Origin of the sequence: Methylobacter luteus IMV-B-3098 (assembly GCF_000427625.1) — a bacterium.
Taxonomy (GTDB): domain Bacteria; phylum Pseudomonadota; class Gammaproteobacteria; order Methylococcales; family Methylomonadaceae; genus Methylobacter; species Methylobacter luteus.
The window spans coordinates 4,123,349-4,139,842 of record NZ_KE386569.1; the positions used below are offsets into that span (position 1 = coordinate 4,123,349).

The 16,494-nt window shown below is 52.9% G+C and carries 12 protein-coding genes and 1 riboswitch; of the genes, 10 read left to right on the forward strand and 2 right to left on the reverse strand.

The genetic code is table 11. The features are described from left to right. Positions 1 to 364: 364 nt before the first annotated feature. Both METLU_RS0121595 and METLU_RS0121600 read right to left on the reverse strand, forming a co-directional pair. Entirely contained in the window at positions 365 to 1,672 is a 1,308-nt protein-coding gene (locus METLU_RS0121595; protein WP_027160027.1) for a hypothetical protein, read from the reverse strand. 240 nt (positions 1,673 to 1,912) lie between these two features. Next, positions 1,913 to 3,277 (reverse strand): hypothetical protein, encoded by a 1,365-nt coding sequence (locus METLU_RS0121600; protein WP_027160028.1) that lies wholly within the window; start codon positions 3,275 to 3,277, stop codon positions 1,913 to 1,915. A gap of 189 nt (positions 3,278 to 3,466) precedes the next feature. Next, positions 3,467 to 3,543: riboswitch (cyclic di-GMP riboswitch) on the reverse strand. A gap of 773 nt (positions 3,544 to 4,316) precedes the next feature. Here METLU_RS0121600 and METLU_RS0121605 point away from each other — a divergent pair. The 10 genes from METLU_RS0121605 to METLU_RS0121650 all read left to right on the forward strand — a co-directional run bounded on the left by METLU_RS0121605 (position 4,317) and on the right by METLU_RS0121650 (position 16,492). Further along, a complete protein-coding gene (locus METLU_RS0121605) occupies positions 4,317 to 5,420 on the forward strand; it encodes a hypothetical protein (protein ID WP_027160029.1) in 1,104 nt (367 codons plus the stop codon). Between the two features lie 50 nt (positions 5,421 to 5,470). After that, on the forward strand, positions 5,471 to 5,779 hold the full coding sequence (locus METLU_RS0121610; protein ID WP_027160030.1) for an acyl carrier protein: 309 nt from the start codon (positions 5,471 to 5,473) through the stop codon (positions 5,777 to 5,779). 16 nt (positions 5,780 to 5,795) lie between these two features. Next, on the forward strand, positions 5,796 to 6,509 hold the full coding sequence (locus METLU_RS0121615; protein WP_196806581.1) for a dTMP kinase: 714 nt from the start codon (positions 5,796 to 5,798) through the stop codon (positions 6,507 to 6,509). 23 nt (positions 6,510 to 6,532) lie between these two features. After that, positions 6,533 to 7,453: a hypothetical protein gene (locus METLU_RS26150; RefSeq protein WP_155920666.1), complete on the forward strand. Its 921-nt coding sequence runs from the start codon at positions 6,533 to 6,535 to the stop codon at positions 7,451 to 7,453. A 3-nt stretch (positions 7,454 to 7,456) separates the two neighbouring features. Then, positions 7,457 to 8,539, forward strand: a complete 1,083-nt coding sequence (locus tag METLU_RS0121625; protein WP_027160032.1) for an SDR family oxidoreductase — start codon at positions 7,457 to 7,459, stop codon at positions 8,537 to 8,539. 18 nt (positions 8,540 to 8,557) lie between these two features. Continuing rightward, the gene (locus tag METLU_RS0121630) at positions 8,558 to 10,228 is read left to right on the forward strand and encodes a nucleotidyltransferase domain-containing protein (RefSeq protein WP_027160033.1); all 1,671 of its coding nucleotides are present in this window, start codon (positions 8,558 to 8,560) and stop codon (positions 10,226 to 10,228) included. Between the two features lie 13 nt (positions 10,229 to 10,241). Then, positions 10,242 to 12,920 carry a phosphoenolpyruvate synthase gene (locus tag METLU_RS0121635; RefSeq protein WP_051300114.1) on the forward strand — a complete coding sequence of 893 codons (2,679 nt, stop codon included), beginning with the start codon at positions 10,242 to 10,244 and terminating at the stop codon, positions 12,918 to 12,920. A gap of 71 nt (positions 12,921 to 12,991) precedes the next feature. Continuing rightward, positions 12,992 to 14,707, forward strand: coding sequence for a fatty acyl-AMP ligase (locus tag METLU_RS26155; RefSeq protein WP_051300116.1), 1,716 nt, complete (start codon positions 12,992 to 12,994; stop codon positions 14,705 to 14,707). A 33-nt stretch (positions 14,708 to 14,740) separates the two neighbouring features. Further along, on the forward strand, positions 14,741 to 15,376 hold the full coding sequence (locus METLU_RS0121645) for an HD domain-containing protein (protein ID WP_081679168.1): 636 nt from the start codon (positions 14,741 to 14,743) through the stop codon (positions 15,374 to 15,376). A 54-nt stretch (positions 15,377 to 15,430) separates the two neighbouring features. Continuing rightward, positions 15,431 to 16,492 carry a LuxE/PaaK family acyltransferase gene (locus METLU_RS0121650; RefSeq protein WP_036243379.1) on the forward strand — a complete coding sequence of 354 codons (1,062 nt, stop codon included), beginning with the start codon at positions 15,431 to 15,433 and terminating at the stop codon, positions 16,490 to 16,492. Positions 16,493 to 16,494: the final 2 nt, after the last annotated feature.

Here is a 16,494-nt window from a genome sequence, read left to right on the forward strand (position 1 = left end):
CAAAATTGACCCGATTAACAGGCTGTTCTTGTCGCTCCTCAATTGTAAAACTATGAATTTGATCTGACTGTTTCAAAACGTTCGATTGGATCGAACCTGACACTGACGGTTTCGGTTGTGCCATGTCCAGCCTGTCGATAAGTATTTTCGAATGGCAGCTATAAGTCACAAATTGTTCGTACAACGCAAAGGCAAGAGGCGCGGCGCTGAAGGACATCAAGCGAAGCCGCCGAACTTGATTTAAAAACCCACCTTCAAAACCGCCATCGGGCGGTGCATCCCTTTGACCGCTGTGTTAAGCCAGCCCTGAATAGCGACCTTGTAGGATGCGGTTCATTCCTCACCGCATCCTACGGCCCTCCGGTCATTGCTCCTGGATGCAGGCTTGCCAGCCACCGTTCACAAAGGTCGGTTTATCGCACCAGGCGGCAACCGGGTAGTAATCCTCCATCACTTGCGAGGCACATTGGCCCGCTGTTATGGTGGCATCGCTGTTCGGGATATCCGGCAAGTCAAAGTCAAAGGTGCAACCTGCCTCAATCGCCTTTTGGACCGAGAAGGGGAAGTTCGGATCCGGCAGCATATTACGGAAGAATATGAGTTTGGGATAGTGCTCATCTCCCCACCGCACCCAATTGATATTGGGCCTTAACCAGTCCGGACGCAACAGGTCATCCGAGATGACAATCGTATAGTCGCCGCCTTGAAGGTTCGTTGTCAGATCAGCCGTGCAATCAACATTTGTTACCGGCAACGCTAAATTGAGGTTACACAGCGCCCAATAGCGCATGTCGACGGTCTGAAAACCCCGAGCCGGCTCCCAAACCGGTGAGCCGTCATAGGTGTAGGGGGTACCGGGAGCCTTGCCATGGATCACGATAATGCGGCCCGGCTGGTACTTATCCCCCGGCAACATGGCGATATATTTATTGTGCGGGTTGGGGAATAGTCTCATCGGTGGAATTATTATCGGCCCAAACCACAGCCGATCGGAGGACGGGGTACCTTCCCCTCCCTGCAAAGCCGGAATCCCCTTGAAGAGGTCTTGGAGTAAAGCGGTTACGTCTCGCAAGTCATTGATTGGCGAGCACTGGGATAACTCCTGGCTCACTCCGTTCTTCGTCAGCGTTATGGTGGGCAGGGGCACCCCGCCTGTCAGACTTTGGCCGCTTAAGGAGGGATCGGCGCTCGGTATGTATATCCGCAGCAGGACCCAAAGGAAATGGTCTCGGGAAACCCCAATGATATTCCCGGAAGACGACGCTATGCGCGAGATGACGACAGTATAGGTCCCATTCGGTTGGCGAGCGGTCCGGGTTTGGGAAGTCTCGGGGCGGACAAACGGGTTCACGCTGCCCGCATCAGGGGCGATTTGGGCATCGTAAAGATCGCCTACGATAGCAGTTGGCGTCTCATCTTGGTAAACGGCGAATGAAAAATACCGGGCATTTGGATAGGTGCCCTTGATCGTCATTGTTTCGTGTTGCGTGTCAAAAGGGATGATGAAATACCGAGCCAAAGATTCTGGCCCCGTCGCGTTTCCATAGCCCTCGGGCGAGATCTCGATCGGCCACGCACAGTTTCGGACATTCTGGGCGCGAGCGGCAGTGGGATTACTTAACAACGCCAGAGCAATGAGGCTGGCGAAAACGCCAATGTGGAATAATTTCATTGTCGTAACCTCCTTACTTAAATCTGAATCGCCCCAAAGTTTTTCAGAGGCTGATTATGTGAGCCATGCTGCATTTAGCCAGATATTGCTTATCTCCTCATAGGCAAGGTCGTACCGCAAATTCTGGCTATCGGTTAATGTGATCTATGTCGCCAACCCAAGCGCCTCTATTGCACCCTATGAAAGAAACAGTTAGCAGTTACGGTGGGCAACGAAGAGAAGTTGCCCACGCTATCTGGCTCAATTATCGGATCGTTTTGACTGTGATTCCGGCTTCGCTGGCACATCAGCCGCACGGAAACAGGCTCGCCAACCGCCGGAAATGAACATCTGCCGATCGCACCAGACGGCTTCCGGATAGTAGTCCCCCATCACTTCCTGCGCGCACCGGCCGGATGTCTCAATTACGTCCTGCGTGGGCGGGGTCGGGAAGGTTAAATTGAACCCGCAGCCTTGGTCAACGGCGCTCTGCACGGACTGGTTAAAGTCGGCAGATGCCAGCAAGTTGCGCAGGAACATGAGCTTGGGCACCATCTGTTCGTCGCCCCAAGGAAGCCATACGACCCTCTTCGGCAGCCACTCGGGCCGAAGCACGTCATTGGAAACTACGATGGTGTAGAAGCCGTCTTTATCGAGCGGCGTGCTCGCATCGGGCGCGCATCCGATAACGGGCATTGGCGAGACCAGCTCTGCTTGGCAGAGCCCCCAATAGCGCAATTGGACGGTCTTGAACCCGGGCGCAGGCTGCGACACGGGGTTGCCATGATAGGTATCGGGGAAGGCCGGCATCTTGCCACGAATCACAATGACCCGATCCGGTTTGTACTCAGGCATGAAGAACGAGATCAGGTATTTTTGGTCGGGATTCGGCAGCAGAGACGGCGGCGGCTCCTTTATCGCGCCGAACCAGATGCGGTCTGGTACCGGCGGAATTGATAGGGACGCGAGTGGGTCCTCTAACTCCGCCGGGACAAACTGCGGCTGCAACTGCGCGAGTTCCGACTGCCGATTGACGACCGGACAGGTCGTCAGCGTGGTTGTTTGGCCACTCATGTCGGTGACTTTGATCTCCGGCAAAGACACCCCGCCCATGGAGCCTTCGCCCGCGTTCGGCAGGTACAGGCGGTATAGCAACCATCCCGTATCGGCATGCAACTGGACCACGTTGTCGGCGCTGTCGTTGCTGCGCGTCACCGTGACGGTGTACGTCGGATCAGGCTTCGCAGACGGATTGTGGCTAACCGCATCAGGCGTTGCAAACGGATTGCTGCTGCCCTGATCAGGCACGATTTGCGCGTCAAACAGGTGATCGGCCAAGCCGGTAGAGACTGGCGCATTGTCATAGACAGCAAAGGAGAAGAACCGCGCCTTGGGGTAAGCGCCGGTAATGGTCAGCTGTTGCCATTGCTTATCGATGGGCATGTACCACCAGCGGTTCGCGGTGTCCGGCCAGAGCCAATTACCCAGGCCGAAAGGTGTCCATTCGAACTGCCACGCACAAGTTGGGGTGGGTAAGGTTGGCGATTGTGCCGCGGAAACGCGCGGATTTGCCAAAAGCAGGAGAGAGGTGAAAATGAGCGCAAAGAAAGCCTTTGTTGCTTGCATCCTCCTATTATTCGTTATACCTTGTTGGGGTAGAGCCTTAGACGGTATGTTTTTTGATCGTTGTTTACCAATACACATTACACACCTCCCAATCGTGGTAATAATCAGCCTTGGCTTCTAAGACACGAACTCGTTTTCGTGCAAAATAAAAAAGCCGAACTCCCTACCGCAACCCTAACGCGGGTCGCATTCGGCAGTTCGGCTTTCCTGAGTCAGGACCCGTAACTTTCTGCCCCTATCTTACGACAGGTTTAGCCTTATCAATGATGTTTATAGATATAGGACCACATCTAGAGAAAAAAATTTCTACTGAGCTTTGTCGGTTTCTTTCCTAAAAGCGGTCTCTTTAAGCTGTCTTTCAGAGAACGACAGCGAAGGGAGTCAGCCCTGTCACCCTCAGAAACGGGCATCGACACCCTTGGTTTGCCTTTCCTGAATACCTGACTTAGAAGGCCGCTATGAGTGCAGTAACTGTCGTTCGCTGTTTCGGCTCGACCGTCGAGTTTGGGCCGAACTGAAACAGTCAATGTCTGGTGCAGAAGAAACTAATTTTGTAAGTTGTCAGATTAAGGCCAGACTTTTACACCTCAATTCATCGAGAAATTTTGTGATCTTTCGATTTTGATCGCCATTTTCAGTATCGTTTCAGCAGGTCAGGCATATGGGCATACCTTCCGTGTCTGCATTCAAAGTCGGGTGCAGCAATTTATAGCGTCACTGATTCTGCGTCCTCGTAAAAGTCATCAATAACTGATTGGCAATGTGCTGCCGACTATAAAGTTTGGTTTTACGTAAATGGTCTGCCTTTGCTCCAGCCGGATCTTGCTTAATGCTGGCAAATCTTGAAGTCCATTCAACAACCGGGGCGCCTCACTCCGCCATCTAGCGTGACAGAACTGGTGGAACTGCCTGTGTAAATAGATCACACATCACCTGTGTAATTTTTCACAGATTCCGTCGATCGATTTCTTCAAACTACGTTGCAAGGTTCGATGTTCAACTGAACTCGATTAGTCAATCAAACTTGCGATGTCATGCCATGACCGATAAATCTTCCACCAACAAATTATTTCTTCCAGGACAGGATTTCACTATCCGTCCGGAATGGCGAAGAACAGCACAGCCACAGTACACACAAGCCCTGGTTTATGCGCCGGGCAGAGTGCATTTTTGCGTATTTGATTTTTCCAAAATGGGGCCGGGCCTGGGAGGAGGGGGGCTTGGCGTCTCCACGTCAACCGCGGTAAATAAAGTCCTTATTTCCAGAAAACGGAATTCCGGGCAGGAAATGACCGCAACCACGCAACATCTGGTACAGCTTTTCAAGGAACTGGTTAATTACGCCGATGACGATATTTTTGTCGATATTCAGGAAAAGATTAAGTTTTCCCATGCGGGCCTTGGTTCCAATGTCAGTTTGAATACTGCCGTGATTGCGGGTCTGAATGCGTTGTTCGGAAGTCCTTTTTCGGTAGAAAACATGTGGGACATCATTACCCGTAACTATGTCGAGAACGCCACGGATGGCCAGTCCATTTATCGGGGCCTGGATACCGGCGTCGGCGAGGCCTGCCTGTTATACGGTGGGCTGGTATGGATCGCCGAAGGAGACAGCATGGGCGACGGGCGATATATCGGCAATCTGGCGACCGATGGACTGTGGATCGTGACAGCGGTAGGCGATATCGGGAAATTATCCGGCGATGTGCTCAAGGCATTTGGCGAGAATGCGGATATGTCCGGCAAAACCGAAAGCGAAGTCGTTACCGGCAAATGCAATGAATATCAACGCAAGTATGGCGCTGCACTTCATACCGTGCTGCACAGAATGCGGGCCGATCTGCTGAGAAACGATTTGCGCGGCCTTTTAGCGACGTGCTGGGACATGAGCGAAGTCGGCAATATAAAAGTGCTGGAAGGCATTTATGAACCGGCCATTTTGCACAATCTCATCAAAGCGATGCGCAAGGCGGGAGCCTTATACGCGGGCATGAGCAGCGCCGGCCCAGGCTTTTTTGCATTTGCTGATTCAGAACATAGCGCTCTGAGGCTGCAATCCGTTTTGCAGGATCAGTTTGGCGATTATTTCAGTAATTTCGCCGTGGGTCAGGCCGGCTCAAAAATGAGCGTTTATCTGGATTAGCGCCTCATACCGAACTTCAATCATCAAGTCCATCAGAGAGCAAGTTTAAAATGACACAGCAGGTTGATCATAAGTTGAGCAGGGATCATATCTTTACCGTTCTACAGGAGCAGTTGAAGAAGCTTGCCGACAGCTACGAGACGATACCCGAGGAAATCCATTGGTCGGACTCCATCATGACCGATCTGGGCTTTGACTCGATAACCGTGGTCGAGCTTTGCTGCGCTGTTGAGGAAGCTCTTCAGATCACAGAGCTTCCGTTAAACCAGTGGCTCAACGAAGAATCTGAGAAAGACGAAGAGCGTTATACGATTGCCTCATTCGTTGATCTGATTCTTAGCGCCAATGCGTCACATTAGGGGAATGAAGACTATCATGGAACAGGGATCAACAACACTGCCGTTTGAGGCAATCGACACTCGCTCTCCCAATGCGCTTTCCATGAGGCCACATGGATTGCCCGGCACGTTAATAACACTGTGCGGCATTGACGGCGCCGGAAAAACGTCCACTATAAACGCTGTCGCTGATTATATCGGCAGCCAGGGCGTGCCGGTATTCTGCACCTACACGCCCACCGAGCGAGTCAGGACCAACAGTCTGTTTCGCACGCTGGTTGATGCCGCTGACAACAAGGCACGCAGCCAGATAGACATACTCGGCCTGTGTCTGACCATTCTAGGGGATTTGATTCAGCACATCAGCGACACCATCATTCCTCATCTTGAGCAGGGACATGTCGTGATCTGCGACCGCTATATCTATACCAGCCAGGCCGAAGTCCACAGCCGGGCGGCCGATGAAATACCCAAAACCGTGCTGGCCTATATCGCCCGGCATGTTATACGTCCCGATCTGGCCATTGGCATTCATATCGATCCGGACACGGCCAGAGCCCGCATACGGCAGCGCGAACATGAACGGGACAAACCGCTTGATCTTGAGTTTATGAAAATCCAGGCGGCTGCCTATCTCAATGTAGCGCGCGACAATGGACTGCTCATGATTACAACAGATGCGCCGCTTGAGTCTACTTTCGCCATGCTGAAGCCCAGCCTGGATTATTGCCTGGCAAAGTATAAAAAATGATTTCCAACAGCCAGAACGAACAAATGCGCAAAAAATTAGCCAGAGTGTTGCCGACTCTGCTTTGGTTTCGCTCTTATGCCCGCGTCAGGTTGCCTTTTGGCAGCCTTATTTTACCGCTGGCGCTGAGCTTCCCTTTATCCTGTATTTTATATCATAGACTTAGTGGTCAGTTGATTGATCTCGGTCTCGTATCTATCGCTGAATGGCTCAGTTTCATTCTGCTTTTTATACAGTTGCGCCTGATCGATGATCTGGATGACGTACAGGATGATCACAGCAATCAGCATCAGCAAAATGAGCTGACACAGCATTTATCCATGCTGCTGATTATCACGGCCAACACGTTAGTAGCGCTGAATATGGCTTCCTTCAGGACCCTGTTGGCGGTTATTTTTGCAACCTTGATTTCATACGCCGGCCCATTTCTTATCAAACGCTTTCTTCCTCCTCATCCGGCCAGCCTGATTCTGGGCTGGCTCTTTTTTGAAGGGGCTCCGGCATCCTTTTTTGTTTATATCTATTTTGCCTGGTTGAGTCATTCCTCACCAGAGCCGCTTTCAATCACGCAGATAGCCCCGATAGCCGGTATGTTCTGGCTGGCTTACGAGATCTGGAAGTTTTCCCGCAAAGTGCATGTTAATGCCATGCAGCCGTATTTCTTGCCGAAAGCAGGCGTCAGGCTGGTGCTGAGTTTATTGCTGATTCTGGCGGCGGCATTGATGATGGCTTTGGTCAATATGGCTGATTTTTCCACATTCGGACGTTATGGCGCCGGTTTATTTCCTTTGGTTTTTTTCATCTGGATGAACGGAACATGGCCTAATCTTTCAGGGATTGAGGACCGCGAAACGATCACAGCACCAGCTTGGAACGGCATGAGCTTTCTGGTTATTTTTGAAATCATGCTGAGCATTGAATTTATTTTTGAATGGGTACGGTTATAAATTATGCAAATACTCGTAACAGGCGCGAGCGGTTTAGTGGGCGCGGAAGCCATCGCCAGGCTTCTGAAAGCCGGACACACCATTGTGGCGCTCGTTCATTCTGTCGGTGATATTGTCACCAACGACGGCGCCCTTTTGCCGAGCAAGCCTTATCTGGGCGGGCGGGGCAATCCGGGCGAACTGCTGACTGTTAAGGGAGACCTTCAGCAGGACGGTTTGGGATTGAGTGCTGAGCTCTATAAGCAGCTTCAATCCTCCGTGGACAGGGTGCTGCATTCGGGAGCCCTGACCAGCTTCGGACGCCCCGAGGAACGCTATGAAGCCATCAATGTCGCCGGAACACGGCGGATGATTGACTTCGCCATGAAAAAGCCGGGCGCCTGCATTCCTTTCATTTATATCAGCACGATGTATGTCTGCGGCGAACGCCCCGGCATTTTTTCGGAAACAGCGTTTGACCGGGGACAGAGCTTCGGCAGTCCTTACGAGGCCAGCAAATTCAGGGCCGAATCGCTGATCAGAAAAGCCCGGGACAACGGATTGCCCACGGTCATCGTGCGCCCTGCCATTATCGTCGGCGATTCCGCCAGCGGCATCATGCGCAAGTTCGATACCATCTATTCGGTTTACCGCATTACCACGGCAGGACTGGTGAGGACTATTCCCGGCGATTACGGCGCGACGCTGGATATCGTGCCGATAGACTGGGTGGCGGATGGCGTGGTCGCCGCGCTGGAAAACTTCCATCAAGCCGAGGGCAGGACTCTGCATCTGTGTTCCGACGAGCCTCTGGCATTGCGTGAAATCAATGATGTCTGCGCGCTGTTTCCTTCTTTCAACGTGCCCCGGTTTGTGCCCGGTCATGTGTTTCACAGCTACGAAATGAAAGGCCTGGAAAAGCGCTACTACGGTGAGGTGATCAGCCTGTACGAATCTTATTTTCGCCGGCAGACGATTTTTGTGCGTGATTCAACCAGGGACATTTTTGCCAAGGCGCCGCCCGCACAAGGCAAGGAATTGCTGCATAAAGTTTTCAGCTATGCCGTCAAAGTCGGCTATTTCAGGAGAACAAACAATGAAATCTAACCGTCAAGGAGAATGCTGATGTCGCTTGATCATTCGTTTCTGCTGCAGCTTTGGGAACAATCCCGCCAGCATTTATACGCTCAGCTTGGCCAGCGGCAGCCATCGGCGGTCTTTCTTGAAGGCTCCATTGCCGAAGGATTTGGCAATGAGCGTTCAGATATCGATTTTGTCGCCATTATTGATGACGGCACGGAAATGGCAACCATGCCTTATATCCTGTTTATCGAAAATCGCCGAGTTGAGGTGCGACTGTTAAGCAGGGAGCGCCTGCAGCGTGAACTGCTGCAGTTAAAAGAAGCCGTAGATACAGGTATCGAGGCCGTGGCGCAGATATCCTGGAACCAGCTGGAACGTTGCCAGCGGTTTATCGGCTGCCTGCCTATTGAAAACGAAGCCTATATCAAATCGCTGCAGGACCTTTTGGGCAAGGAGGCATTGGGCCAGGCGGTCGCGCTGTGGTTCGAGGATTTTTCCCGACAGACCGGGCGCTACGCAGTGGCCATGCTGGCGCTGGAACAGGGCGATTATGCCCGGGCATGGATAAAAACTTCGGTCTTTCACGCGGCCAAAAGTTTTGTTGCCAAGCGCGGCGAGCGCTATCTGGGCTCCAAATGGTTGTCGTTGCAGCTGGATCGCGCGCGGATCGACAAAAGACTGGTGCAACGCCTTTGGGATTTTTATACCGAAAAATCGAAGGGCGGCAATGCTACAGAATATTTGCATAAAGGTATTGCCCTGCTTGAGGAATTTGCTGTCCCCGGCGTTGATCTGAATTTTGAAAAAGTGCTTGCTGACAGCTGTGCCGGTGTGAGTACCTGGCAAATAGGCAAACATCTGCATATTCTGCGTGATGAAGACATATTTCGGATAGGCGACGCACCTGCCCGGATATGGCGCAGGATTATCTGGAATACGCCCTGCATACAGATAGCCAGTGACAAGCGAGGTGCTCTGGCAACGACAGAAGCTAACAATTATCTGGCCGATTTCAGCCGCTCCGGCCTGATCGCCCTGTGCTGGGAAGGCGAGGGCGAAATTCGGGCACGGCAATTAGGAACTTCATGTCCGTTGCTGGCGGATAAAGCGGCTTTGATATCGGTTGATGGGGCGCGTCTGTCTGCCAATGGCTCGACCGATATTCAGCTATTGCCGATTCCTGCCCGCCGTCTGGCAGAAGCCGGCGTTGAATTGACCTGGGCCAATATAGGTGTGGAAAACTCCCGCGAGGACTCGGAGGGGGCATTGCGCAGCGGCCAGCTGCGGGTACTGCAATATACTTTGCAGCGCATGGTGCAAACGGCCTGCATGGTGGCTTTGGCGGGGCATGGCATCACGCCGCAACCCCCGCTGGAAGAAGCGATTCTCGAAACCTTGCGTTTGCTGCCGTTAAACCCGTCTCTGGTTGACGCTATTGAGCGCATTGAAACCGAGTCCATTCATTCCAGGGAACAAGGGCAGGAACTGTTCGAACTTGCCGAACGGATTGTCAGAGAACTGCGGCAACTGGGCGGCGATGAGCAGTTTCCGGCAAGTTTTGATACCGCTTCGGGCTGGGGTGAAACGGTTATGTATGGCTATGACTGGATTAATCTGGCAGCCCACTTGAACGCACGTTTTCCAGCCAGTGCGGTGGGCGGACGAGGTTCCGCCGAAGAGGCCCGGGATCTACTGGCTTCAAATATAGGTTAAAACGGGACATTTTATGGAATATGGCGCAATTAAACCGCTGACCTCAGAAAGCGGTTTCGAAGATATTGAGCGATTGGCCGGCAACAAGGGGAAATCCCTTTACTTGCTGGGGAACAACGGGGTCTCTGTGCCGCCCTGGATCATTCTGGGCACAGATGTCTTTAAATGCTACCGGGAAACGGCAGGTATCGATAAGGTGATCGCGGGGCTTTTGCAGAATTTCAATGCGGACAATGCCGCTGACATTGCCGCTCAAATTCAAAATACCGTACTGTCTACGCCACTGCCCGAAACGGTCGGTACTCTGGTTAAGAATGCCCTGACCTCGTTAGGGGAGGGGCCTGTCGCCATTCGCTCTTCTGGAAAAGAGGAGGACGGCAACGACTTTTCCTTTGCCGGTCAGTTTGATACTTATCTGGGCATCGAAGGTTTGGATGACATCCTGCTGCATGTGCAGAAATGCTGGGCGTCGGTGTATTCGGAACGCTCGTTGCTGTACCGTCATCGCCATAATCTGGGCTTTGCCAATGTTGATATTGCCGTCATTCTGCAGCGGCTGATCACGGCTGATCTCAGCGGCGTGGTGTTCACCGTCAATCCCGCCAGCGGCAGCGCCGACGAGTTGGTCATCAGCGCGGTTTACGGTTTGGGAGAGGGGCTGGTTTCGGGGCTGGTGGACGCGGACACGGTCGTTGTCGACAAACGCAATGGCGCCCTGATCAGCCAGGTGATCGGGGAAAAAGCCCAACAGGTAGGACCGAACGGCAACATCAGCGATGTTCCGGCCGAAGCCCAGCAACAATTGTCCCTTAGCAGCGAAAACATACAGGCTATATGTGTATCAGCCAAACAAATCGAACAAAATTTCAAAGCGCCGCAAGACATTGAATGGTGTCTGCAGGAAGGCCGTCTGTGGATACTACAGGCCAGACCGGTCACGGCTTTTAAAGAGGAGCCGAAAGGCGATTTTCAGATTTGGGATAATTCCAACATCATCGAAAACTATCCCGGTATCGTCAGCCCTCTGACCTTTACGTTCACGCAAAACCTGTATTCGAAAGTGTTTCGGGAGTATTGCCGCTTATTGCGCATTCCCGAAAAACAGCTCAAGGAAATGGACGGTTTCCTCGGCTCGGTGCTGGGCTACATGAACGGGCGGGCCTATTACAACTTGCTGCACTGGTACAAGTTGGTCGGCACCAGCCCGTTTTATAACCTCGGCCACAAGATGCTGGAAGTCCAGATGGGATTGGACGAATCCCTGGATCTGGCCGCCTGCCAGGAAAAAATCAAGCCCTACCAGACCGATTCCCGCCTGGAATACCTGTGGATTCGCGCTTTGAGCGGTCTGATGTTTTTCTGGTACTTTTTCACGCTCAAAAGGCAGGTGCGCAAGTTTCGCGCGGCGTTTTACCGGCTGTATGAAACGTTCAATGCCATTGACTACAGGGAACTGCCTGCCGACCGGATCTATGCCTATAGCAAGCAGTTCGAGCAGGCGATCATCGCCCGCTGGGGCATCATGATTTCGCTGGAATCATCCATCGGCTTGCCCTATGGCTTGTTAAGACTCCTCATCCGCCGCTGGCTGCCTGATGCGCCTGACTGGCTGGAAGTCGCTGTTATCGGCGGCATTCACGATATGGAATCCATGGGACCGGCATTAGAGATGGCTGAATTGGCCAGTCATGCCAGACAGAATCCCGAGTGGGAGCGGATTATCGGTCAAACGCCGGCAAAGCAATGCAGTCAGGCTCTGGCTGAGGCAGGGGCCGATGCGTTTCTGGCCAAAGTGGATGCTTACATTGCCGCCTACGGTTATCGCAGCAACAATGAGCTGAAACTGGAAGAGCCCGATTTGCGCGAAGAGCCCGGCGTCTTGTTCGACATGCTTAAAGTAGCGCTGGCCACCGGCGCCAGAGAGCAGAATGCATCGGCGGCGCATGAGCGAGATCTGAAAGCGCTGCTTGATAAGGGCTTGAATCCCGTGCAGCGCCTTCTGTTCAATATCGTATTGGGCAAAGTCCAGTCTGCCATTCAGGCACGGGAAACCGTACGCTTCTGCCGTTCCAGAACCTTCGGCGTCTTCAGAAACATGTACCGGGCCATAGGCAATGATTTTGCCCGTCACGGACTGTTTGAGGACCGCCGGGATATTTTTTATCTGCGCCTTGAAGAATTGAAAGGCTGCTTTGAAGGCACGATTTCAACGCGCGAAATAAAACCTTTAATTCTCCAGCGCAAGGCGGATATGGACATTTATCGCACAATGAAAGCCTTGCCCCCGCGTTTTGTCACCTTCGGCTCCGTGTTGGGCTGGCTGCAGAAATGGTCAAATACGGACAGCGAACAACATGAATCGCATGCAGCCGATGATGACAGCCGCGAACTGCGCGGCACGCCCTGTTCTCCCGGTTTTGTTGAGGGACGCGTGCAGATCGTGCAGGAGCCCGGCGAATTCACGGGGGGCATCCTGGCCGCTTATCGCACGGATCCGGGCTGGGTGGCCGTGTTCCCCTTTGCCGATGCTCTGCTGATAGAGCGAGGCAGCCCGCTGACTCATGCGGCGATTGTCGCAAGAGAAGTGGGTTTGCCCACGATCGTGCAAATACCGAAACTGACCCAAATGCTCAAATCCGGCATGATGATCAGAGTCGATGGCCATTCAGGCACTGTTACCATTCTGGACTGATGGCGCTAAACTAAGTAGTCACCTATGCCGAATTATCAATCATCCATTTATGAAAAAGCCGGTTTACGTTTATGAGTGAAACCATTGCCGATATTTTGTTCGCACTGCCGCCTGAAGAGGCTCGCGGCATGCGTTTTATCACCCCACAAAATGAAGAGCATTACTATCCCTGGCATTTGCTGCGGCAACAGGCACAACGGATTGCCGCCAATCTACAGTTTATGGGCGTCAAGAAAGGCGACCGCATCGCCCTGGTGATTGCCGAGCAGGAATATTTCATGCTCGGCTTCCTCGGCACCCTGTTGGCCGGTGCCGTGCCGGTGCCCATGTCCTCGAATTTTAGTGCCACGACACGCAGCAGGCACAGCTACTTCACTACGCTCAGCCATATCATTCAGGCTGCCGATGCCCGTATGTTGCTGTGCATGGCGGCGGATGAGGCTTTTTTAAGGCAGGGGCTGAGCGAGGCGAGCAGGGAAACGGTGAATCCGGCCCTGCTGACCATCGAGACCTTGCTGTCAACGGAAGGCGGCGCTTTCAATCCGCCCAAAATGCACGGCAGCGATCTTTGCTTTCTGCAATTCACTTCCGGCAGCACTTCGATGCCTAAAGGGGCTATGGTCAGTCACGAGAATGTCATCGCCAATGCCAGAGCCTTTCTTGGCAGCAAAGGCAGCCTGAAAAAGCGCGATGATGATATTACCCTGGGCTGGGTCCCGTTCTACCACGATATGGGACTGATGTGTTTTGGCCTGGGGCCTTTGGTGGTCGATTTGCCGGCTGTGCTGCTGCCCACCGAGCGCTTTGCCAGACAGCCTTGGTGCTGGATGATGGCGATATCCAAATACCGCGCGTCCATCACGTTTGCGCCTAATTTTGCTTTTGATATCGCCAGCCGGCTGACCCGTGAGCGGCATTTAATCGATATGGATTTAAGCCGTCTGCGCGCGGCCGGGTGCGGCTCGGAGCCGATAAACCCGAAGGTCCTGCGCCAATTTTCTGCCTGTTTCGCGCCGGCAGGGCTGCGTGCGACGGCCTTGATGCCTTGCTATGGCATGGCCGAAGCGACGGTAGGCATTTCTTTTCACACGATCGATACGCCGATCATCACCGATCTCGTCGATGCCAAAGCCTTGCGCAGCGGCGAAGCCTTACCGGCCCAGGCCGGCAGCGGGCAGGTTGCGGAAATGATCAGCTGCGGGCACGTCATCCCAGAGCACGGCCTTAAAATCGTCAACTCGGCCGGTCAGACTTTGCCTGAACGCCAGGTGGGAGAGATCTGTTTTTCCGGCAAAAGCGTCACACAGGGCTATTATCGAAATCCGGATGCCACCCTGGAAAGCTATCAGGACGGCTGGCTGCACACCGGCGATCTGGGCTATATCGCCGAGAGTGAGCTTTATGTCTGCGGACGGCTCAAGGACCTGGTCATCATTCACGGCGTCAATTACTATCCGCAGGACATCGAGTGGATAGCTGCACAGGCTGAAGGACTTCGTCCTAATAAAGTGGTGGCTTTCAGCGTCATGCGCAATGGTCAGGAATGCCTGATACTGTGCGTCGAACCCAATAACTATAAAAATATCGAGGCTTTTAAACATGCTTTGATCGAGGCCGTCGAGAAAGGCCTGGGTCTGCGTATCAGTCATGTCGTCGTCTTAAAATCAGGCGCTCTGGCCCTGACCTCCAGCGGCAAAGTACAGCGGCGCAAAACCAAGGCCATGTTTGAAAACGGGGAATTGCAGGAATATGAAACAGAAACGCATGATGCAGAAAGCCTGGCTTGATCTGGTGTTGCTGGCTAGACGGTTAAAGCCGATATGATGACAGAGACAGCGCTTGTAACTGAATTTTTACAGCATCCGATAATTGCTGACATACTGGCACGCTTGTCCGCCGAGTTGCCTGCTGACCTGTATTATCACTCGCTGCAACACACGCTTCATGTTCTGACTGCAGCATTGCGCTTTGCCGAATGCGATGGACTTAAGCCCGGAGAGCTGGAACTGCTGGCTATTGCCGCCGCTTATCATGATGCCGGCTATATTCAGACCAGAGTGGATAATGAACCCATCGGTGCCGCAATGGCGGCAGAAGCGATGAAGGCGGCCGGCGTTTATACGAAAGCCGATATTGATACGGTACAGAGCATGATTTTATCAACGGCCTGTCTGCATGACGGCAACGGATTATCGCGCGTGCCTTTTAATCACTTATCCAGATATCTTCTGGATGCGGACTTGAGTCTTTTTGGGCATGAGGATTATTTTACGATAGCTGAACAATTGAGAAGGGAAACGGGCATGGACCGCAAAAGTTTTCTGGATCAGAGCTTGCATATGATTACAGGGCATAACTGGTTCACAACCACTGCCTTTGAAATTTGCGAAAAACAAAAACTTATCAATATTAATCGCTTAAAAGATGCTATTGCTGAAGCTGACTTATCCGTTTAAACAAAATAGTCCTGTTCAATTTTTTCGAACGGCTGGATTCCATTAGGACCTGTTATGTACCGCTATAACGATTCGTTTGTACAAAATCTGGCTGACCAGATAGCAGCCCTTATTTTAGGCGAAACCACTAATAGGGAACCTGTCGGACAGGCCTTGGAGGAGCTTGCCTTAAGCAATCTGCCTCAACTTGCCGACTACTGGCAGAAAGCCGGCTGCCGCTTGGGCATACCGGATTCCGCCTTTAAAAACGGCAGTGTCTACTATTTCCCGGACCAGCCTGCGGCCAGGATTTTCCGCACCAGCGGCACCAGCGGCGCCGATAGGGGAGTCGCCTGTTATTCTCCCTTGGGGCTGAAACTGATGGACCTTTCCATCATCGAAAACGCTAGACGGCATCTTATTCAGGAGCTGGACAGACCTGTCATCATCCGTTTCGTGCCGACTGTCGCGCAGGCGCCCGAGATGATCATGGCTTATGGCATGGAACTGATCGCTACGACTTTCGGCGACAGGGCCCGTAGCGCCTCGGTAATTACCGGCAACGGCGTCGATTTCGAGCGTTTGCGCGCCATTCTGGACCAGGCGGTCAGCGATGATCAACCGGTGGTTCTGTTGGGCGGCTCGTTCGCGTTTGTAAACATCTGTGATGCGCTGGAAAAATTCGGCTGGTCATGGCAATTGCCCAGAGGCTCAAGGACGCTGGACGGCGGGGGCTTTAAGGGACGTTCCCGTGCCGTCAGGGCTGGCGAGCTGAGATCAGGCATTACCAAAACATTCGGCATCCCTGCCGAACATGCCCTGAATGTCTTCGGCATGACCGAACTGGCCAGTCAGCTCTATGATGCCAATTGTCGCGAAATAGGCCCGCTCGACGAACGTCCCAAACATAATCTGCCGTTTCTGCAAGCGCGGATCAGGGACAGTTATACGCTGGACTACCGCGGCCAGGGCGAGGGACTTGTTGAAATCATGGACGCGTGCATCATCGACCGTCCCCATCGGATACTGACCGGCGACCTGGGGCTGGCATCCGGGGACGGCATAGCCATTATCGGTCGTGTGGAGCGCGGGCAAGCCCGCGGCTGTTCTTTGTCTCTGGAAAGTATCAAATTCTAACT

What these genes read in the sequence shown, in the direction of transcription:
- METLU_RS0121595 (WP_027160027.1), bottom strand. Translation starts at nt 1,672, where the DNA reads ATGAAATTATTCCACATTGGCGTTTTCGCCAGCCTCATTGCTCTGGCG.
- METLU_RS0121600 (WP_027160028.1), bottom strand. Translation starts at nt 3,277, where the DNA reads ATGCAAGCAACAAAGGCTTTCTTTGCGCTCATTTTCACCTCTCTCCTG.
- METLU_RS0121605 (WP_027160029.1), top strand. Translation starts at nt 4,317, where the DNA reads ATGACCGATAAATCTTCCACCAACAAATTATTTCTTCCAGGACAGGAT.
- METLU_RS0121610 (WP_027160030.1), top strand. Translation starts at nt 5,471, where the DNA reads ATGACACAGCAGGTTGATCATAAGTTGAGCAGGGATCATATCTTTACC.
- METLU_RS0121615 (WP_196806581.1), top strand. Translation starts at nt 5,796, where the DNA reads ATGGAACAGGGATCAACAACACTGCCGTTTGAGGCAATCGACACTCGC.
- METLU_RS26150 (WP_155920666.1), top strand. Translation starts at nt 6,533, where the DNA reads ATGCGCAAAAAATTAGCCAGAGTGTTGCCGACTCTGCTTTGGTTTCGC.
- METLU_RS0121625 (WP_027160032.1), top strand. Translation starts at nt 7,457, where the DNA reads ATGCAAATACTCGTAACAGGCGCGAGCGGTTTAGTGGGCGCGGAAGCC.
- METLU_RS0121630 (WP_027160033.1), top strand. Translation starts at nt 8,558, where the DNA reads ATGTCGCTTGATCATTCGTTTCTGCTGCAGCTTTGGGAACAATCCCGC.
- METLU_RS0121635 (WP_051300114.1), top strand. Translation starts at nt 10,242, where the DNA reads ATGGAATATGGCGCAATTAAACCGCTGACCTCAGAAAGCGGTTTCGAA.
- METLU_RS26155 (WP_051300116.1), top strand. Translation starts at nt 12,992, where the DNA reads ATGAGTGAAACCATTGCCGATATTTTGTTCGCACTGCCGCCTGAAGAG.
- METLU_RS0121645 (WP_081679168.1), top strand. Translation starts at nt 14,741, where the DNA reads ATGATGACAGAGACAGCGCTTGTAACTGAATTTTTACAGCATCCGATA.
- METLU_RS0121650 (WP_036243379.1), top strand. Translation starts at nt 15,431, where the DNA reads ATGTACCGCTATAACGATTCGTTTGTACAAAATCTGGCTGACCAGATA.